Below are 19636 nucleotides of genomic sequence, written 5' to 3'. Positions count from 1 at the left end.
GGCTGGGAACGGTGAGGATGCGAGACTCATGCTTCGATCCGTTCTGACCAGACCGAAACTGTCTTAGATCTGTCGAGATATTTTTCGTAGAGTTCTTCGAGCATTTTCTTGCCGACGACGGCGAGCTCAGCTTGATAGGCTTTGCGATCGGTCACCTCAATGCGCTCGATATAGTCCCACGGCCCGCCTGATATGCCGACGCCGGTTTCCGTGATGCGGTGCGTCGAATAGCTGACGATAGTCTTCAATTTACTGGCGACGACATAGTCGACCTCGCGTTCGAAGCGTTCATACTCCGCTGCGCTGACACCCGGCTTCAGTGCGGCAAATACAAATCGGACAACAGCCATTTTCGATCCTTCTCGTGTCGCGGCATATCAAAATCCAAGCGGCCAGCTCTGAGCCAAGAGAGTCGGCAACGATCGCCTCAGTGCATTCCAGGGCGCACTTGCGCTGGCCCCTTAGCTGATGGACATCGCTCGGCGAAAATGCTCACACCAAACGCGCAGAGCGCCTCGTGCCCTAAGGGAACACATCGGTGAGGGTGCTCCGAGAACATGAGCGATGGTGGGCACGCGTTCGATGATTGCCGATTGCCGTCCGTGATGCTCGGCGCACTCCTAAGCATCGCTACCACTCTCATGGCGTGAATAAGGGCCAAGTGCTGTACAGCACGAACGACAAAGGCAATCGCGCCGCACCCGGCGGGCTTTCAATTCACGGCCTGTCGATGGCCTTGATGTGATTGGCCGAGCAAGGGCCATATGAACTCCGGGCTGCGCTATCTGCCAGACGGCCACATTGAAACGAGTTTGCGCAGGACCTCAGCAAAGTGCGTGCCACAAACGGCTTATGCCACTTGCGTAGCAGGCGGACAAAACAACCACTTCACGCCGTACGGCGGAATACTTGCGGTCTTGTCGAATTTCGCACATGCACGTCTTGATCCACACACGGCTGAATATGATCAGCCGGCGACTGCGCGGCAGCGCCCTCTTCGCGGGCTTCCACCACGCCGATAAAATAACAAGGCGAAATGGGTGGACCGAATGTATCACACGATGAATGTGAATTCCTCTCGGCTACTCACCACACCGGAGCGATGTTAGATCGGGCAACGAGGTCGATGGGGAATGTCAGTATCTGGCCGAGTGAGCGAACATTCTGGGCCCCGCGGCTCCATTTAGGCGCCGAGGCCATCGTCAGCAGAAGTCCCCCGGAATGCTAGATCAGCGTGATGATATACGTCTAGCAGCGTGTCCGGGAACCGGCCCAAATAGCTTGTAAAGCCGTTCGGTACTGGCATGCAAATTGCCAGCTCCGTGGCTAGCCAAATGGGGGGATTCATTGACCTGCCAACCCCTCTAGCTTGCCGCCTGACTCGAAAGACGATGTGGTTCAACGCTAGTTGCGGAGCATATTGACCTGCATGTGCGGAATTGTCGGCATTGTGGGACGCCGTCCGGTCTCCGAGCAATTAATCGTTTCCCTGAAGCGGCTAGAATATTGTGGCTATGACTCTGCAGGCGTGGCAACGCTGGAAGGCGGTCATTTCTACCGACAGCGTGCCGAGGGCAAGCTCAAGGCGTTAGAGAACCGCCTGCGCGCCGCGCCGGTGTGGGGGCATACCGGCATCGGGCATACCCGCTGGACCAGCCACGGAAAGGCGAGCGCGAAGAACGCCCATCTGCATGCGACTGACAATGTGTCGGTCGTTCATAACGGCGTAATCGAAAATTATCCTGAGCTGCGCGCCGAGTTGGAACGAAAGGGTGCACAATTCGCCTCCGAGACGGACACAGAGGTAGTCGCTCACATAGTCGAATCCCATTTGATCAAGGGCTATTCGCCTAAGGACGCGGTGAAGGCTTCGCTGCCCAAACTGCGTGGTCCGTTCGCGCTGGTTTTTCTGTTCAAGGGCTACGACGATTTATTGATCGGGGCCTGCAATGGGTCGCCGCTTGCTATCGGCCACGGCGACGGAGAAATGTATCTGGCGTCGGATGAGATTGCACTCGCGCCTTTCACGGAGAGCATTACCCATTTGGAAGACGGCGACTGGGCCGTTCTGACCCGCAACTCCTTCACGATCTACGACATGCAAGGCGTCATTGCCCATCGCGAGGTGCTGAAATGCAGAGCCTCGCCGGCTCTCATCCGAAAGGCAAATTATCGTCCTTTCATGCTCAAGGAGATCCACAGGCAACCGAAAGTCGCCGGCCATACGCTGGCGCGCTATGTCGACGCGTCGGCCGATCGCGTCGCATTCCCTCAGACGCTGCCATTCGACTTCAATGACATTGGCCGAATATTGATCACCGGCTGCGGCACCGCACGCCATGCCGGCCACATCGGCAAATACTGGTTCGAGCGGCTGGCCCGCATCCCCGTCGAGGTCGATGTCGCTTCCGAATTACGCTACCGGGAACCGCCCTTGCGCGAGCGCGATCTCGCCATCCTCATTTCGCAATCCGGCGAGACGGCTGATACGCTGGCTGCGCTGCGTTTTGCCAAATCTCAGGGACTGCGCACGCTCTCCGTAGTCAACGTGCCGAGCTCGACAATTGCGCGAGAGAGCGAGACCGTGCTGCAGACGCTGGCCGGCCCCGAAATGGGCGTCCCCTCGACCAAAGCCTTCTCGTGCCAGTTGATCGTGCTCGCGGCTCTTGCGATCGCCAACGGGAGAGCGCGTGGTGAATTGTCCCGGGCCACCGAGGCCACGCTCGTACAGGAGTTGCTCGAAGTTCCTCGCCTGATGACAGCTGCACTTGCAACCGAACCGCAAATCGAGAAGCTCGCGCGGGAGGTCGCCAAGTCGCGTGGCGTGCTATGTCTCGGTCGCGGCAGCTCCTTTCCGCTGGCGCTGGAAGGAGCGCTGAAGCTGAAAGAAATCGCCTATATCCACGCCGACGGCTATGCTGCGGGTGAGCTTAAACACGGTCCGCTTGCGTTGATAAGCGATGGTGTGCCTGTCGTGGTGATCGCCCCTTCCGACTCGCTGTTCCAAAAGACGGTCTCAAACATGCAGGAAGTTGCAGCAAGAGGTGGCAACATCATCCTAATAACCGATCCAAAGGGGGCCGAGGCGGCCTCTGTGAACTCGCTCGCGACCATCGTATTGCCTGACATGGGGGCAAGCTTTACTCCGATAGTTTATGACATTCCGATGCAGCTCTTGGCGTATCATACTGGGTTGCTGATGGGCACAGATGTTGACCAGCCACGCAATCTCGCTAGGTCTAAGTCGGTCATTGTCGAATAGGTTGCCTTGATTTTCGCCGATCCGACGCTCACCACCAGAATATCGGCGTACTTCGAGCGGGTTGGTGACATCGGTCAAGTTGCGTCGAGCGCGCCGCAGCTTGACTCTCCCTTTGAACCTAAGCTGAACTGCAAGACGCCGGCCTTGGGCGATACCCCGCTCAGCACTTTACGTGACGCAATCAGCATCGCGCCAACCCTTCTTCGGGGCGTGACCATCCCGCATAACGACCAACGCTTCATGGCATCGGGGGCCGTCTTTCAAACGGCGCTCAAGATCTTCCGGTTTTCTTCCCAAATGCAGGAACTTGCCGGCGCCGCGGCTGTGGCGTGCTCATCTGGGCGGCGACGACCTCCCCGTCATTCATTGGCTGCACGATCGACCTGTTTGTAAGTGTGAGGAGCAGCCAGAGCGCAAGTTCAAGAAGACAGAATTGACGTGCCGACTGGCGTCAATGAGATTGTCGATCACGTCAGCTGCGCCGGACCCTTTCGCTTCATTCTGCGTGTGCAGTGTTTTGCGAAAAGATCATGCTCAAACAATTACCTAAATCGCGATGACGATTTCTTCCTAATCTCATCGCCCTTTCAGGCGGTGTTCCTAAATAACCATGCAGCGAGCGTTGTGGCCGCAAGGGCCCCAATCAGTTGCGCGATGATGAAGGGAACAACGCTACTCGGAGCGATACCGGCAAAGGTGTCGGACAGCGATCGTGCGATCGTCACCGCCGGATTGGCGAACGAAGTGGATGCGGTGAACCAGTAGGCGGACGTTACGTACAAGCCAACGGCGTAAGGAACCACAGCGGGAGTTCGGCTCGCGCAGCCGAAGATCGTGACGAGCAAACCGAACGTTGCGGCGGCTTCTGCGATCCACTGTCCTGCTCCGGTTCGTTGTGTGAGCGAGACTTGCCAGAGCGGAATATCGAACATCAAATGTGCCGCAAAGACCCCCGCGAGCGACCCAGCAATCTGCGCGAGAATATAGGCCCACAGGGCTCGCCACGTCAGTTCGCCTCGCAAGGTCAAGGCCAGACTGAGCGCGGGATTGAAGTGCGCTCCCGACAGCGGCCCGAAGACCAGGATCAGGACCACCAGGATCGCACCAGTGGAGATGGTGTTGCAGAGAAGCGCGAGCGCGACGTTGCCGCCGGCGAGCCGCTGCGCCATGATACCGGACCCGACCACGGCGGCGAGAAGGAACGCCGTGCCGAGCCCCTCCGACACAATGCGTCGTCCCATGGACGGCATCAGAATTGTCCGAGCGGCGCCTTTCGTAGGACCGATCTCCTCAAGTCCGCTCTTTCGCGCCATTTCATCTCGCTGGTCATCGGGTTGCATTGAGTGTTCCTGCACAAGGGACATTTTGGCTGCTCGACCGCTTGGGCCGCTCACGCTCGTCGCAAGGATGCAATGAAGCGGCTCAATTCAGCGGTCAACTCAGAACTGCTCTTGGACAGCGCCTGCGCCGACTGCAGGACGCCGCTTGCCGCTGTATCCGTGGTTGCGGCGCCATGGGCGACCTGGCTCATTCCGCTCGCAACCTCCGAGGTTCGCGCGGCGGTCTGCTGGATGTTGTGCACAATCTCGCGCGTTGCCAAGAGCTGCTGTTCAACAGACTCCGACACAGCACCCGAAATCTGCGAGATGCGGTCGATCGTTGCGCTAATGGAAACGATTTCAATCACCGATTTGCGGGCGACCGACTGCATCGCGCCGATTTGCGCAGCAATCTGCGAGGTTGCATCAGAAGTCTGATCCGCCAAAGCCTTGACTTCCTGCGCGACCACCGCAAAGCCGGTGCCGTATTCGCCCGCACGTGCGGCTTCAATCGTGGCGTTGAGGGCAAGCAAGTTGGTCTGGCGTGCCACTTGCGCAATGAGCCGAACGACGTCGCCGATCCGTTCGGCCGCATCAGTGAGCTCGGAGATCTGCCTGTCAGTCTGCGCCGCCTGGCGGACCGCCTCCAGCGCAATCTTCGAGGATTCCTGCACCTGCCGCCCAATTTCGGAGGCAGAGGTCATCATCTGTTCCGTCGCGGCAGCAATGAGCTGGATATTGGAAGAGGCGCTGTCGGATGCTGCCGAGACGTGGCTCGAAACGCCGGTCGTGTGCTTGGCCGACTGAGTAAGGCCAAGAGCCGCGCTTTCAAGCTGGCGGGAGGCGTTAGCCACCGTCTGAATGACGTTACCGACGGCCGCCTCGAACGCATCAGCAAGCCGCTCTAGCTCCGCGCGGCTTCGCTCGCCCTGCAGGCGGTCGCGTTCCAACTGTTCGGCAAGGTCGCGCTCAGCCTTCAGGCGCATGCCCTGCTTGAAGTCCTCGACCGCCCGTCCCATGTCCCCGATCTCATCTTTACGATCAAGACCCGGCAGAACAATCTCGAACTGACCGGCACCAAGCTGACGCATCGCCACCGTCATCCGTGAAATGGCACCGCCAATGCGATGGCCGAACAGCAGCGCAAACGTCGCGACCAGGCCCATCGCCCCAACCACCAGCCAAAACAGGAGATCGCGGGCATTTGCCGCGCGCAAGCCAGCCGCGGCGCTTCGGCGATCGGCTTCTGCAATTGCCTGTGCCAATGCCGGTCGATGGCTGCCATAAACCTTGGCAATATCCTCCATCTCGTCGTTCAGCGACTGCTGGACCAACATGAAGGCAGAAAATGCGGCTTGATAGGACTTGAGAAGCCTCTCAAGTTCGGGGCGAATACCCGGTGAGAGATCTGAGGTGGCCAGCAGCCCGGCGAATTCGGCGCCAGACTTGTCAAAATCCTGGCCGTATTTTTCTTCGCCGTGCAGCATGAAATCCTTTTCATACCCGCGCATCCTCTCCATGAGAACGGTCAACCTTGGCTGGTCGAGCTCGGCAAGCCGCCCTTCCAGCTGAAGCTCGGCCGTGCGCAGCCCGCCCTGGAGCCCCTCCTCGGCGTTAAAACCAAGCGCGCGCTCGGCCGAGACGATGTTCTGAAAGCGAGCGGCGTAGAGGTCGATCCCGCTCCGCAGTCCGGAAGAGCTCTTGAGAGGATCGCCCTCAGGCAATCGCGCCGCAATGCCTTCGATGTCGCCGAGCATCGCCATTTCGTGCTTGAGCAGCTCGGCATGGCGCTCAATCATTGCCTCGTCGCGCCGACGCAGGAATTCGGTCGTCACATGTTGCGATTCCAGAAAGCTCTGGGAGAGCGCCGCAAACCGGTCACGGACGCGAGCTGCCTCGTCCGCATCACCCTGGACCTGCGCTGCGTGGTTCAGCCCGACCAGGCAGATCGCGCCGGTCGCAATGACCGCGATAATGCCAAGCAGGCCGATCTTTAATCGCAAGGAGGCACTGAATGTTCGGCTGGCCGGAATCTGCAGCTTGAGCAAGCGCCACAATGGGGTGCGTTTGAACGAGAGCGCGCGAAGTGCGAGAGCTGAGAACAATGCTTTCTTTCCTTAAATGGCGCATGGCTTGCCAATCCTGCGGCCGATGAAAAACTGTAAGACGTGAGACTATCACTCAACGCTAAACATGCCGCTGCCTTTGTCGGCGACGGCCCAGCCAAGTCTAGGACGAACTGGCAGACAGACCGATCTGCCAGTGGATTGGGTGCATCTGTGCTCGCCAATAAGACCATCAGGACGAGCGCACAGGTCAGTTGGGGCTCATCATTCAAGTGGCTCGTTAGCGGCAGCATAGGGGGCCCACGGCGGCTCCACGCGAGGGAAAAACTAGGTTTTTACGGGAACAGGCCGCGTGTTTCCTTGGCACCGCGAACACGCTCGACGCCTATTGCCATGGCCGCGGTGCGATTGAACAGATTTTCGCCTTTGCTTCGCGCCAGGACACGCTCGAAAGCACGATCCAGGAGTTGATACTCCCGGCGCATGACTTCCTCCTCCTCCCAGAACAATCGCTGAAGGTCCTGCACCCATTCAAAGTAACTGACGACAACACCTCCCGAATTGCAGAGAATATCGGGAATGACGAACACCTCGTCCTGGCGTCCTTCCAGAATTCGGTCAGCTTCCGGCGTGGTCGGTCCGTTGGCGCCTTCGGCAAGGATCCGGCAGCGCAGTTTAGCGGCCATTCCAGCGTCGATGACCCGTTCGACGGCAGCCGGAACAAGCACGTCGCACGGCACGGTCAGGATCTCCGCAGGATCCAGAGCGAGCTCATTGGAGTAGCCATCAAGGCTTCCTTGCGAGGCTGCGTGCCGGACCAGTTGTGGTATGTCGAGCCCACGAGGGCGGTAGAGCGCGCCGGTGTGATCGCTGACCGCGATTACTTTCACTCCCATGTTATGCAGCTCAAGCGCGGCGATCGAACCGACGTTTCCAAATCCTTGAACAACGGCCGTTGAGCCATTGAGACGGATTTTGAGCTCGTCTGCAGCGCGCCTGACCAGATGAGCCACACCCCGGCCTGTCGCTTCACGACGGCCGAGCGTTCCACCAGCGCTGACGGGCTTGCCCGTCACGATCTCGGTGACGGTTTGGCCCTGGTACATCGAATAAGTATCCATGAACCAGGCCATGATCTGCTCGTTCGTACCGAGGTCAGGAGCCATAACATCGGTGTGTGGCCCAACGAAGGGGATCATTTCCTGCATATAACGGCGCGAAAGCGCCTCAAGCTCGCGCTTCGACAAGGTCGAGGGGTCGACATTGATGCCGCCCTTGGCCCCGCCATACGGCAATCCGACCAGGGCACATTTCCAGCTCATCCAAATGGCGAGCGCTGCAACTTCGCCGAGGTCGACTGTGGGCGCGAACCTGGTGCCCCCTTTTGTCGGGCCAAGCGTCAAATGATGCTGTACCCGGTAGCCCTCGAACACCGCGGTGGTGCCATCATCCCGGTGAATTGGACACGATACTGTGACAGATCGCTTCGGCAACAACAGGCGCGGTCTCGCATCATCCGGTATGCTCAGGTAATTCGCGATCACCTCGAATTGCTTTACGGCCATCTCAAACACTGGCCCACGATATGCAGTCACGCTAGCTCCTCAAGCTGGATATGAAAAATTGAACGCTCATGCGTCGGGACGCTTCGGGCCCTGAACAGGTGATGCGATTTCGGGACGTGGAGATGGTCGCCGTTACCGCAAGAGCGCAGCTTGCGCTCACGCCGAATAGAGGACCAATGCCACGAAAGCGAGATTGACGAGGGCGGCCACGATCGCCAGCAACCAAGTGGTCGCAGGCGAAATGTCTGGAGTATCTTGCGAGTCTGGGATCCAAAGGGGCGGCGGCGGCATCTCAATGTCTCCGAAAGCTTGCATTGCAGCGGATCGAGCAAGCAAGATGAAATTGCCTCGTGGCCATCAGGCGAGCCAGTTGTTCAAATCTATGGCGCGGCCGCGCTGATCTTGATCAAGAGTAGAGAGGCTCTGAACCATGTTTAGCTCGTGGCGTTCACATCGCCTTGACGATGTTCTCGGTGACCTTCTTGGCGTCGCCGAGCAGCATCATGGTGTTGTCCCGGTAGAACAGCGGATTGTCGATGCCCGCGTAGCCCGACGCCAGCGAGCGCTTGATGAACATCACCGTGCCGGCCTTCCAGACCTGGAGCACCGGCATGCCGTAGATCGGCGAGGTCTTGTCCTCTTCGGCCGCGGGGTTGGTGACGTCGTTGGCGCCGATCACGAAGGCGATGTCGGCCTGCGCGAATTCGGAGTTGATGTCCTCGAGCTCGAACACCTCGTCATAGGGCACGTTGGCTTCGGCGAGGAGCACGTTCATGTGGCCGGGCATGCGGCCCGCGACCGGGTGAATGGCGTATTTCACCTCGACGCCTTCCTTCTTCAGCATGTCTGCCATCTCGCGCAGCGCATGCTGGGCCTGCGCCACCGCCATGCCGTAGCCGGGCACGATGATGACCTTCGAGGCGTTCTTCATGATGAAGGCGGCATCGTCCGCCGAACCGAGCTTGGCGGGCTTCTGTTCGCCGGTACCGCCGCCGGCCGCAGCGGTCTCGCCGCCGAAGCCGCCGAGGATGACCGAGATGAAGGACCGGTTCATTGCGTGGCACATGATGTAGGACAGGATCGCGCCCGACGAGCCGACCAGCGCACCGGTGATGATCAGCGCGGAATTGCCGAGTGTGAAGCCGATGCCGGCCGCGGCCCAGCCCGAATAGGAGTTCAGCATCGAGATCACGACCGGCATGTCGGCGCCGCCGATCGGGATGATCATGAGCACGCCGAGGGCCAGCGCCAGGATGACGATCATCCAGAAGTCGAACGCGCCGCCGGTGAGCACGAGCCGGACGATGAAGAACACCAGCGCCAATGCGAGCGCGATGTTGATGCCGTGGCGGAACGGCAGGATGATCGGCGCGCCGCTCATGCGCGCGGACAGCTTCAGGAACGCGATCACCGAACCGGTGAAGGTCAGCGCGCCGATGGCGACGCCGAGCGACATCTCGACCAGGCTCTGCGGGTGGATGTTGCCCGGCGTACCGATGTCGAAAGCCTCGGGCGCGTAGAACGCGCCGGCGGCGACCAGCACCGCGGCCATGCCGACCAGCGAGTGGAAGGCCGCGACGAGCTCCGGCATCGAGGTCATCGGCACGCGGCGGGCGATCACCGCGCCGATCGCAGCGCCGATCGCGATGCCGACGATCACCAGCACCCAGGCGAGGCCGTCTGCCGGCGGGTGGTTGGCAAGCGTGGTGGCGACCGCGATCGCCATGCCGATCATGCCGAACAGATTGCCCTGGCGCGACGAAGCCGGGCTCGACAACCCGCGCAGCGACAGGATGAACAGCACTCCCGCCACGAGATACAGAAATGCAGAGAGGTTGGCGCTCATCTCAGGTCCCCATTGATCCCATCAGCCCGAGGTGGCCGCTTACTTCGACTTCTTCTTGTACATCGCCAGCATGCGCTGGGTGACAAGGAAGCCGCCGAAGATGTTGATGCAGGCAAAGATCAGCGCAACGAAGCCGAAGGCGCGCGCCCAGCCCGAGCCGCTCGAAACATTGGAGACGCCGCCGGCAAGCAGCGCGCCGACCACGATCACCGAGGAGATCGCGTTGGTCACGCTCATCAGCGGCGTGTGCAGCGCGGGCGTCACCGACCACACCACGAAATAGCCGACGAAGACGGCGAGAACGAAGATCGACAGCCGGAAGATGAAGGGGTCGACGACCTGTGCAGCATGCTCCATGGCGGCTCTCCTTAAACCCGATTTAAGATGATTTGGGCTGGAAATTCGGGTGGATGACGGCACCGTCTTTGGTCAGCGCGGTGGCCTTGACCAGTTCGTCGCCCCAGTTCACGGCGAGCTTCTTCTCTTTCTTGTCGACCATGGTCTCGATGAAGGAGAACAGATTGCGCGCATAGAGGCTGGAGGCCGAAGCCGCGACGCGGCCGGCGACGTTGGTGTAGCCGACGATCTTGATGCCATCGAGGTCGACGACCTCTCCGGCCCTGGCGCCCTCGACATTGCCGCCGCGCTCGACCGCGAGATCGACCAGCACCGAGCCCGGCTTCATCGACTTGACCATTTCGGCACTGACAAGCTTCGGCGCGGGCCGGCCCGGAATCAGCGCCGTCGTGATCACGATGTCCTGCTTCTTGATGTGCTCGGCGGTGAGAGCAGCCTGCTTGGCCTGGTACTCTTTCGACATCTCCTTGGCGTAGCCGCCGGCGGTCTGCGCGTTCTTGAACTCCTCGTCCTCGACGGCAAGGAATTTCGCACCGAGCGATCCGACCTGCTCCTTGGTCGCGGGTCGCACGTCGGTCGCGGTAACGACGGCGCCGAGACGGCGCGCGGTCGCGATCGCCTGGAGGCCGGCGACACCGACGCCCATCACGAACACCTTGGCCGCGGGCACGGTGCCGGCCGCGGTCATCATCATCGGGAAGGCGCGGCCAAAGGCCTCGGCGCCCTCGATCACGGCGCGGTAGCCGGCGAGGTTGGCCTGCGAGGACAGCACGTCCATCACCTGCGCACGGGTGATGCGCGGCATCAGTTCCATCGCGAAGGCGGAGACGCCGGCATCGGCCATCGTCTTCAACGCGGCCTCGTTGCCGTAGGGGTCCATGATGGCGATGACGAGTGCGCCGCGCTTGTACTGTGCAAGCTCGGAGGCCTCGGGGCGCTTCACCTTGATGATGATGTCGGCGTCCTTCAGCGCATCGGTGCTGACGGTGGCACCCACGGCGGTGAATTCGGAATCCGGCAGGCCCGACTTGATGCCCGCGCCCGGCTCCACGGCGATTTCGGCGCCCAACGCCCTAAACTTCTTCACCGTATCAGGCGAAGCGGCGACACGCGGCTCCGACGGATCGATTTCCTTGGCAACGGCGATCTTCATGACACCTCCCGGCGAGCGCCGCCTGTCTTCGTACAGCAGTATTCCGAGCGCACCGGCCTGCAGAACGCCCGAATTGGTTCGTAGTGATGACTTGTTCGCACTGGATATAAGGCTCGTTTGGCAGACTCTATCAGATGCCCTGCGCCGTTCTTTGGGGGGGGGGGGCGCCGAGCCTTTCAAGCTCTCTCGACCAAGATCGACTTTGTGCCGCTCTCCCAGTCAGCCCGATCCGCCGACCGCAATCAATCCGCTGGTCCGAATGATTAGGCAATGTTGCCCGCGCGTCATTCCATGACATCCCGCCTTGCGCCGCGCTGAGATACGGTCCTTCGTGTCACCCGTGCAACGAAAGCTAGCTCACACTTGCCGCGGATGAGGCTCAAGGTCAGGCGCCAGTACTGCGGCCAGCTGCCGATTGGCCTCACATAGGATCCCGCCCCATTGCATTTCCCCTCGGGTCTACGGGCAAACTAGCACCGGGAAGACGTCGTTTCTCGGCGATCTGACTGCCTTCGCTGGAAACTAGCGGTGAAACTCCACGAAAGACTGGAGGTAAGTGAATGATTCCTGCAAGATACGATGGATTTTGACGCGCGAACGAATCAGCATCGGAAAGCACCCGCACCGAATGTCGCGCGCTCTGGCGCAGCCGGAGACCTAACTGGTCGTCGTGAGGTTGAGTTTCAGCGTGCGCGGCAGCGATCGTCCGCCATCCATGACGATTGATTGTCCCGTCACCGCGGAAAACTCCGATGTACAGAGAAACGCCACCATCCGGGCGACCTCCTGTTCGGTGACCAGTCGCGCCATCGGTGTTTCCATGACGACGCTGGCCTTGTAGTCGGCCATCATATTGGTACGCTCGCTGGCGATCTGGCCGGGTACGATCGCGTTGACCGTAACGAGCGGCGCAAATTCGAGCGCGAGGCACTGCGTCAAATGGATCAAAGCCTCTTTGGCAAGCCCGTATACCGAATGCGACCTCGCATAGGCCGAGGTTGCGCTCACATTGATGATCCGGCCCCAGCCCATTCGCTCCATGCCTGTGATCGCGCTTTGAGCAAGCTGGTACGGGGTCCTTAGATTCACCGCCATGACCGTCTCCCACTCCGACAAGGATAGCGACCGAAACGGTGTATCTGAATAGGGACCCGCATTGTTGACTAGGATGCCTAAGGCTCCCAGTCGCTCTGTGACCCGGCATACAAGCGCTGCCGCCGCCTCTGGGTCTCTTAGGTCAACCGGAAACAGCATCGCTTTTCCACCGATCGCGGCGATGCGAGCGACAATGCTTTCGCCCTCGCTCAAAGCACGCCGGCAATGCACCGCGACACGCGCCCCACGCCGCGCGAGCTCGACTGCGATTGCAGCGCCGGTGCCTGATGAGGAGCCGGTGACAAGGGCGACCTTGCCGTTGAGATCACATTCGCCCGCACTCATGGATCGATTCTCCTAGACCAGATCAACTTCAGCTTCGACTCGTCCAGATATTTGTTGTGTATCAGGTCGATCAGATCCTTGGCGGATGTGGCGAGCTCCGCCTCATAGGCGGCGCGATCGGTCACCTCGATGCGCTCGATGTAATCCCAGGGGCCGCCGTCGAACGGCACCGGCTCCGTCAGGCGATGAATCCGATAGCTGATGATCGTCTTCAGCTTTGCTGTAAACGGATAGTCAACCTCGCGCTCGAAGCGTTCATATTCGTCCGGGTCGACACCGGTTTTCAAGGCGGTCAGGATATAGACGACCGTCGTCATCATTTGCTCCTTATGAATATTGCTCAGAGAGGACGAACGAGCTTTGATAGCCTGAAGGCCAAGCTTCGGCAGATCCTTATGTTTGGGATCATCGGGCGCCGATAAGTACCGCTGTCCGCCAAGCACGAGCCACTCGTCTTCACCATCCCGCTCGTCTCCGACGCCAAGCTACACGCGTCATCCGACACATCCCTGGCAGGGCTTCGATCAGCGCGGCGCAAAGAGCCCGCGAGGAGACTGCCAGTCCTCTTTTGGGAAAAAAGTTGGCTCGAGGCTTATGCCTGCCGATCGCTCGACGCCTTCGCGAAAGCCGCCTCGACGGCCGGCCAGACTTGCGTTCCGAAGCGCATGATGACGTCTTCGTAACTGACGCCAGGAGCCGGAACCGGAAAGATGTTGAAGCCGGTGACGCCGGCGCGGCGGAGGTCAATGACGTGCTGGGTCACCTCTTCGACAGTCCCGCAGAGGGTGAGAGCATCGACATGGCGGTCGGTGACGAGAGGAAATAATGCGGCGAACGGGGCGACGCCGGCAGCATAAGGGACTGGACCAATGGCATCGACGACCTCTTTTGGCAATGTAAGTCCCTGTGTCTGAAGCGTGTAGAACCGCGAAGTGGCTTGCGCAATGATCCGCGTCACTGAAGGGCGCAATATATCGCGCGCCTGCTTACCGTCATTGGCGATACAGCAATCAAGGCGCGCGACAAGCTTGATCTCGCCCGGAGAACGGCCGGCCTTTGTCGCCCCCTCAGCGACGGCCGACGCGAAGGCCTTTGCTTCGTCGACAGAGCCGCACCCTTCCATCATCACGCCATCGGCGACTGCGCCGCCCATTTTCTGACCGAGCGGACCATTGCTTGCGACGCGAACAGGGACGCGCGCGCGCGGCGGCGTGAAATTCAATCGGCCGCGGTGAAATCGAATGATCTCGCCCTGGTAGTCGACCTCCTGCCCGGCCATGAGCTGACGAATCAGATCGACGGCTTCGCGAATGGCGAGAGGCGGCTTGCGCGATTGGATCCCGAGCTCGGCGAAGCCGGAGACACCCGCGCCGATGCCGAGAATGGTGCGCCCCTTCGAGATTTCATCGAGGGTGCCCAGGGCCATGGCGGTCAAAGCCGGGTGGCGCGCGAACGGATCGGTCACGCAGGGACCAAGCTTGACGCGTGAGGTTTGCCCGGCCAGATAGGACAGACACGAGTAGGTTTCGCGGTAGAAGCGCTCATCCGCAAGCCAGACGGTTTCAAATCCGCTCTCTTCGGCAAGCCTGGTACGAGCGGCAAGGCGGGACACCGGTTGGTCGCCGAGCATCAACAGTTCTATCGACATGAACGTCTCCGACAGTTGCCTCCCTCCGCGCTCAAGCGAGCTGACCCGGCCGAGAGGTGATGAAGAAAAAGGGCTTGACTTGCCGCCTCGCCGGTCCGCGGCCAGGTCCCTAACCAGCCGAGGCATCCGATCCTTGAGGGCGAATGCGCGATGACGCCGAGCCACGTATTCGGGCGTCGCCATGGCGCCGGCCTTCACGAGGGTGGATTACCGGGCAACAGATAGACGAAGAAAGCCGGTCACGCTGACGCCGAATAGGGTCGGCGTCAGCAAAGAGTGACTGGCGAAGCACGAAAGCGAAGAACGACATGATCTTGTCAGCGCGTCCAGGCCGCTCTCAACTCAGCTTCATCTTGTTGAAGCGCTCGAAGGAATCCCAGTACTTCGCAACGCCCGCGAGCTCGGAACGAGTCACCCTCGCCCAATTGTCATACCAAAGCAGACCCCAGGCCGCGTCATCCAGAAGAATCTTCTGCGCATCCTTGACTGCGGCCATGCGCCTGGCTGGATCAGCCTCTCGGATATTCTCGTCGATGATCTTGTCGAGGGCAGGATTGGCGTAGCCCCCCTTGTTGGTCGCGCTGGCTTTGCTGTGAAAATTCCAATAGAGGTGATAGAATGGGTCGTTGATCCAGGACTGCCACGATTCAATCGACAGCTCGTGCCCGCCGGTCGATGACAGTTGGCGGAAGGTCGCGTCAGTCTCCTTCTCGATGCTGACCCGGAATCCGATTTTCTCCAGTTCGCGCTGAATCCATATCGCTGCTTGCTCATGCGGCGCATATCCAACACGCACCGCGAGCTTGACCGGGATCGGCTCCGAGCCGAGCCCAGCTTCCGCCATCAGTGATTTTGCTTTGGCGACATCGTAATTGTACGGCGAGAGCGAACCATCATGGCCGGGCGTTTGAGCTGCGATCGGGCTTTTCATCTGTTCGCCATAACCGTAGAGGACGTTCGGGATGATTGCGTGGATCGGCATCGCGTAATTGATCGCCTGGCGAACTTTCACGTTATCGAACGGTTTTTTCTTCAGATTCATGCAGAGAAAATTGCAATTGGTGTCGGGCAGCGACACGACATTGAGACCCGGCTCGCCCTCAAGGCTCTTGAGATTCTTCGGCGACATCGAGTTGGGTCCGATCACCATGTCGATGGCTTTGCGCTTAAGCAGGAGAATCCGGTCAGCCTCATTCGCCGTTGATTTGATGACGATGCGCTTGAAATAGGGTGACGCCCCCCAATAGCCTTGTGTGGCTTCCAGAACCACCTCGACGCCTGGCTCGTTTCTGACGGCTTTATAGGGCCCGAGCCCGGCCGTGTTGCGCTTAAGCCATTGAGAGGCCCAAGGATCGTCGGCGGTCGCGTGCAGCTTGATCTCTTCGGGATCAAGAAGTGCGTTGTTGGACAAGGACAGCACGTCGAGCAACATGGCACTCGGCGCCGGCAGGTTGATCGCAAAGGTACTATCGTCGCGCACCTCGAATTGATCTGCCTCCGTCACCCCGATCATGGTTGGAAAGATGAGCCGCATGTAGCCGGAAGATTGCAGCCCACGGTCGAAGAGATATTTCACCGCGTTCGCATTCACCGGCCGGCCGCTCGGAAATTTCAGGCCACGACGGATGTTGACGACAAGGGTTTTGTTGTCGTTCTCATACGTCCAGCTTTCGCCGATGCCGCTTGCGAAAACAGCGGGCTTGGAAATCGCAAGGTTAGGCGATCCGGCGACTGGCTCTGCACCCCAGCTCAGCACCGTGTCGTAGATGTTTGCCTGAACGATATAAGCGCCGTCGGACTTGAATTGCGCCGGATCGAAGGAATCGATATCCGTGCCCCAGGCCACCGTGAGCGTCGGACCAGCCTGTGCATTTGCAGACCCGGTAAAAAGGCCCGGCGTGAACATCGCACTGCCGCTCGCCGCCAGCTTGAGAAAGCTGCGGCGTGATTGATTTCCCAACATTCAAGTCCCCTGCGTAGGTTCTGGATTTGCGTGAACAAGCTCGAATGACGTGGATAGCTCTGTCTCGTGCGCACGAGTCTTCGAAGGCGCTCCCGCAAAGGAGCGACCCAGGAAGTTCCGCTTGCGTCCGCACAATCGACGATCGCGGAGATAAAGATGCGCCTGACGTGTTCAGACACACAGCTCGGGATAAGGCATGAACCGCTGCAGGATCCTCAGGCAGAGGCGTTTCCGCGCCTGCCTTTCGGAGCGGCCGCCGATCGCTTCTTTACGGGTTTGTCGATAACGCGCGAGAGGCAATTGGCCGCCTGCATGATGTCATCGGTCACAGCCGCGCGGGCGGCGGGGCCGTCGCGATGCGTCAGCGCATCAAGGATGCGGCGATGAGCATCCATGGAGCGGCGCAGGTGCGCGGCGTCGGGCGCAACGAGCACGAAGCACGGGCCAATCAGAACCCAGAAATTCTCGACCGCACCAAGGATGATGGGTGCTTGAGCGATCTCATAGATCCGCCTATGAAAGGCGAAATTCGCCGATAGATAAGCGGGCACATCGACTGCATCGGCCGCCGCCTGGAGACGATCATAGAGCTCAGCGACCTCACTATCGTCAACGCCCGTCATGCGGATTGCCGCGCGCTCGGCAAGAAGCCCCTCAAGCGCCACCCGTGCATCGCGCACGTCGCGCAATTGCGCGCCTGACAGATGAACGACGCTCAGGCGCGCCGTGTCGCTGAACTCGAATGCACCTTCAGCCTGCAGGCGGCGGAGCGCCTCGCGCACCGGCATCGGGCTCGAACCCAACGCCTCGGCAAGTCCTCGAATTGTCAGCCTCTGGCCCGGCGCGAAGCGGCCGGCCATTACGCCGTCACGCAAATGCCGGTAAACCTGATCCGCCATCGAGTCCCGGGCAACGGACGGCAGTAGCGGCAGCGGTTTCTTGTCCTTCACCTTCGCGGGTCCCCCCAAGTCTTAATTTCGGATATGTGATCACAAATTCGCGTCTACGTCAAGTTTGCTCAGCCCATTCTTGATTTTGGACTTAAGGTTGCAGACTTGTCGGGTCGTTCGGTCAACGTGAGACTTCAGATGGGACGCGAGCGGCGGAGCACCGTTCGTCCCGCGGATCATGGGCCTGAAAAACCGGTTCTTGGAAAGGCCTCCGGCGGGCATGCCGGAGGCCTTCTGGAGGTCAAACTCGATTCTAAAAGCCTCTTCCTTTCTCCTTCGTGCTAGTTGCCAAAACAGATCACCAATTGCGCTGAGCTCGCAGGAGCAAGCTCACCGTGCTCTGGTCCTTCAGCTCGTAGGTAACTCCGGGCTTGGCAATACCCGTCTGCGCCGGCAACACCACAGTGCCGCCGGCCGCATACTTCTGGTCGAGCACGCTGTATGCCAGATCGGCCGAGAAGGTCAGGTTCTTGACCGGAGTCCAGCGAGTGATCACGCCTGCGACCGCATAGTTGAAGTCGGGGTTGCAGCCGGCCGCGCCGCTCGAGAGCGCAAGGCCCGCGACGAATGCACCGCAGATGTAGCCTTTCGCTGCACTATTATATCGCGCAGCAGCCCACGCACCGTAGATGCCAGTGTTCCAGTAAGGATCCCAGTTGTGGGTATAGCCGCCACGGAAGCCGTAGGTGGTGGTCAGTTCCTGACCGGAGCCCGCCACGAAGACCGAGTCGGCGAGACCGGCAAGGCCGACGCTCTGGTAGACCCCCGCAAGTCCCGCCCCCCCGTACATCGCGTAGGTGGTGGGTACGAGGTCCTGGAAATTATAGCGGCTTGCGCCATACGTATAAACGCCTTGGACGTTGATTGTGTCACCCGGACCGGTCGGGAGATTCTTGATTGACAAGGCCAGTTGACCCGCCCAGCCCCACTTGTCGCCGGGATGACCGGTCGTCTCGTCGGCGCCGTAGTAAGCGGCATGATTGTCATGCATCGCGACTGACGCCTGGAAGAGGCCCCAAGCCTGATCGACTCGAAGCATAGCGACAAGGTCAGGAGAGCTTGCACCGGCAATGTCGCTCGCGCCGTACGCGCCTGTCGCAAGACCAGCCACTGTCGCGCCGCTGATGTTCCAGATGTTGGTCGTGTAGTATTGGACCTGATCCTGCGCCGAGAATGATGCCGTGATACCCTGGCCGAAGTCAGCGGTGTACGTAAACTGATTCACACCCGTAACCGCACCGCCGCCGCCCGGCAGACCGTCAAAGTTGTTCGCGGGGTAATTGATCCAGGGCGTTGAGAACTGGGAGATGGTTTTGCCTATCGTGAACCCTGCGAACTGGATGAAGGCCAGATAGACACCAACCGATCCACCAGCGACGCCAGTTCCGCCGTAAACCGTCGAGCCGTTAACACCGCTGGTCCCAACACCGGTATAGCCGCCCGACCCCCAGTCGAACACACCATCGAAGAAGGTGCGGAGCATACCGTATTGTGTTGCGGTGCGCGTATCGATCGTCAGATCTTCACGGGCATTGGTGGAATAGGAGTTGCGCAGGCGATTGCCCGCTCCAGGCGCACCATTCACCGCGCCCTGCGTGTAGATCGAGTTGGTGTTGAAGGCCGCATCAACGCGCAGATAACCTCCGAGCTTGATGCATGTGTCGGTGCCGGGGATATAATAGAACCCGGCGCCATAGAGAGAGCAGACCTTCACGTATTCAATCGGCCCTGCCTTGGCCGGCAGGTCGGCCGCCTGTGCACCACCCATCAAGCTGAGCGCAGCGGCCGAACCGCAGAGCATTCGGTTAAACGTCTTCATAAAAGCCCTCCAACATCTTCTGCGGCCCTTATGGGCGGTTGCCGAAGAATGATCCCAAGTTCACGACTGTTGCTTCTCGTTTCGCGCACCTCGACGTCTTCGCCACGCGCGAATGGATCGATTTGCTTGACGTGCGACCGAGGGGCCGCTCCGTCACGGGATGGACATTATATAAGCTACTTATATATGCAACTGATATAAGTTAGCGAAGTGTCGATTCGGGAAAGAGTCGTGGTATTCGAGCAACA

Annotated in this window: 15 protein-coding genes; 2 read left to right on the top strand and 13 right to left on the bottom strand. The window is 60.0% G+C overall.

What is annotated here, in order from left to right:
* Positions 1–26: 26 nt before the first annotated feature.
* Complete coding sequence (locus I6F33_RS26180; RefSeq protein WP_225130111.1) at positions 27–350, bottom strand: hypothetical protein; 324 nt, start codon at positions 348–350, stop codon at positions 27–29.
* A gap of 1079 nt (positions 351–1429) precedes the next feature.
* Between I6F33_RS26180 and glmS the strand changes: the two genes are divergently transcribed.
* Both glmS and I6F33_RS26170 read left to right on the top strand, forming a co-directional pair.
* The gene (gene glmS, locus I6F33_RS26175) at positions 1430–3262 is read left to right on the top strand and encodes a glutamine--fructose-6-phosphate transaminase (isomerizing) (RefSeq protein WP_225144550.1); all 1833 of its coding nucleotides are present in this window, start codon (positions 1430–1432) and stop codon (positions 3260–3262) included.
* A gap of 6 nt (positions 3263–3268) precedes the next feature.
* Entirely contained in the window at positions 3269–3655 is a 387-nt protein-coding gene (locus I6F33_RS26170) for a hypothetical protein (RefSeq protein ID WP_225144549.1), read from the top strand.
* Between the two features lie 194 nt (positions 3656–3849).
* On the opposite strand, the gene I6F33_RS26165 is transcribed toward I6F33_RS26170, so the two are convergent.
* From I6F33_RS26165 to I6F33_RS26110, 12 genes are all read right to left on the bottom strand, one after another.
* Positions 3850–4512 carry an MIP/aquaporin family protein gene (locus tag I6F33_RS26165; RefSeq protein WP_225144568.1) on the bottom strand — a complete coding sequence of 221 codons (663 nt, stop codon included), beginning with the start codon at positions 4510–4512 and terminating at the stop codon, positions 3850–3852.
* A gap of 140 nt (positions 4513–4652) precedes the next feature.
* Positions 4653–6686 (bottom strand): methyl-accepting chemotaxis protein, encoded by a 2034-nt coding sequence (locus I6F33_RS26160; protein WP_225144548.1) that lies wholly within the window; start codon positions 6684–6686, stop codon positions 4653–4655.
* Positions 6687–6982: 296 nt separating this feature from the next.
* Positions 6983–8242: a Glu/Leu/Phe/Val dehydrogenase gene (locus tag I6F33_RS26155; RefSeq protein WP_225130118.1), complete on the bottom strand. Its 1260-nt coding sequence runs from the start codon at positions 8240–8242 to the stop codon at positions 6983–6985.
* A gap of 418 nt (positions 8243–8660) precedes the next feature.
* On the bottom strand, positions 8661–10058 hold the full coding sequence (locus I6F33_RS26150) for an NAD(P)(+) transhydrogenase (Re/Si-specific) subunit beta (protein ID WP_225144547.1): 1398 nt from the start codon (positions 10056–10058) through the stop codon (positions 8661–8663).
* Between the two features lie 39 nt (positions 10059–10097).
* Positions 10098–10415, bottom strand: a complete 318-nt coding sequence (locus tag I6F33_RS26145) for a proton-translocating transhydrogenase family protein (RefSeq protein ID WP_225144546.1) — start codon at positions 10413–10415, stop codon at positions 10098–10100.
* Between the two features lie 22 nt (positions 10416–10437).
* Positions 10438–11568, bottom strand: a complete 1131-nt coding sequence (locus tag I6F33_RS26140; RefSeq protein ID WP_225144545.1) for a Re/Si-specific NAD(P)(+) transhydrogenase subunit alpha — start codon at positions 11566–11568, stop codon at positions 10438–10440.
* A gap of 657 nt (positions 11569–12225) precedes the next feature.
* Entirely contained in the window at positions 12226–13008 is a 783-nt protein-coding gene (locus I6F33_RS26135; RefSeq protein ID WP_225131283.1) for an SDR family NAD(P)-dependent oxidoreductase, read from the bottom strand.
* Positions 13005–13451, bottom strand: a complete 447-nt coding sequence (locus I6F33_RS26130) for a hypothetical protein (protein WP_225144544.1) — start codon at positions 13449–13451, stop codon at positions 13005–13007. Before I6F33_RS26130 ends, I6F33_RS26135 begins: the two co-directional genes overlap by 4 nt.
* Positions 13452–13600: 149 nt before the next feature.
* The gene (locus I6F33_RS26125) at positions 13601–14656 is read right to left on the bottom strand and encodes an LLM class flavin-dependent oxidoreductase (RefSeq protein WP_225144543.1); all 1056 of its coding nucleotides are present in this window, start codon (positions 14654–14656) and stop codon (positions 13601–13603) included.
* A gap of 337 nt (positions 14657–14993) precedes the next feature.
* On the bottom strand, positions 14994–16619 hold the full coding sequence (locus I6F33_RS26120; RefSeq protein ID WP_225131289.1) for an ABC transporter substrate-binding protein: 1626 nt from the start codon (positions 16617–16619) through the stop codon (positions 14994–14996).
* A gap of 215 nt (positions 16620–16834) precedes the next feature.
* Entirely contained in the window at positions 16835–17569 is a 735-nt protein-coding gene (locus tag I6F33_RS26115; RefSeq protein WP_225131290.1) for a GntR family transcriptional regulator, read from the bottom strand.
* A 298-nt stretch (positions 17570–17867) separates the two neighbouring features.
* Positions 17868–19388 (bottom strand): porin, encoded by a 1521-nt coding sequence (locus I6F33_RS26110; protein ID WP_225144542.1) that lies wholly within the window; start codon positions 19386–19388, stop codon positions 17868–17870.
* Positions 19389–19636 lie beyond the last annotated feature (248 nt).

The sequence above is a fragment of the Bradyrhizobium sp. BRP20 genome (assembly GCF_020194215.1).
In the GTDB taxonomy this organism is placed as follows: Bacteria; Pseudomonadota; Alphaproteobacteria; order Rhizobiales; family Xanthobacteraceae; genus Bradyrhizobium; species Bradyrhizobium yuanmingense.
The sequence above is the reverse complement of the archived record's forward strand: the minus strand, read 5'-3'. Positions and strand labels throughout refer to the sequence as shown.

What these genes read in the sequence shown, in the direction of transcription:
- I6F33_RS26145 (WP_225144546.1), bottom strand. Translation starts at nt 10,415, where the DNA reads ATGGAGCATGCTGCACAGGTCGTCGACCCCTTCATCTTCCGGCTGTCG.
- I6F33_RS26135 (WP_225131283.1), bottom strand. Translation starts at nt 13,008, where the DNA reads ATGAGTGCGGGCGAATGTGATCTCAACGGCAAGGTCGCCCTTGTCACC.
- I6F33_RS26125 (WP_225144543.1), bottom strand. Translation starts at nt 14,656, where the DNA reads ATGTCGATAGAACTGTTGATGCTCGGCGACCAACCGGTGTCCCGCCTT.
- I6F33_RS26110 (WP_225144542.1), bottom strand. Translation starts at nt 19,388, where the DNA reads ATGAAGACGTTTAACCGAATGCTCTGCGGTTCGGCCGCTGCGCTCAGC.
- I6F33_RS26150 (WP_225144547.1), bottom strand. Translation starts at nt 10,058, where the DNA reads ATGAGCGCCAACCTCTCTGCATTTCTGTATCTCGTGGCGGGAGTGCTG.
- I6F33_RS26165 (WP_225144568.1), bottom strand. Translation starts at nt 4,512, where the DNA reads ATGCCGTCCATGGGACGACGCATTGTGTCGGAGGGGCTCGGCACGGCG.
- I6F33_RS26180 (WP_225130111.1), bottom strand. Translation starts at nt 350, where the DNA reads ATGGCTGTTGTCCGATTTGTATTTGCCGCACTGAAGCCGGGTGTCAGC.
- glmS (WP_225144550.1), top strand. Translation starts at nt 1,430, where the DNA reads ATGTGCGGAATTGTCGGCATTGTGGGACGCCGTCCGGTCTCCGAGCAA.
- I6F33_RS26120 (WP_225131289.1), bottom strand. Translation starts at nt 16,619, where the DNA reads ATGTTGGGAAATCAATCACGCCGCAGCTTTCTCAAGCTGGCGGCGAGC.
- I6F33_RS26140 (WP_225144545.1), bottom strand. Translation starts at nt 11,568, where the DNA reads ATGAAGATCGCCGTTGCCAAGGAAATCGATCCGTCGGAGCCGCGTGTC.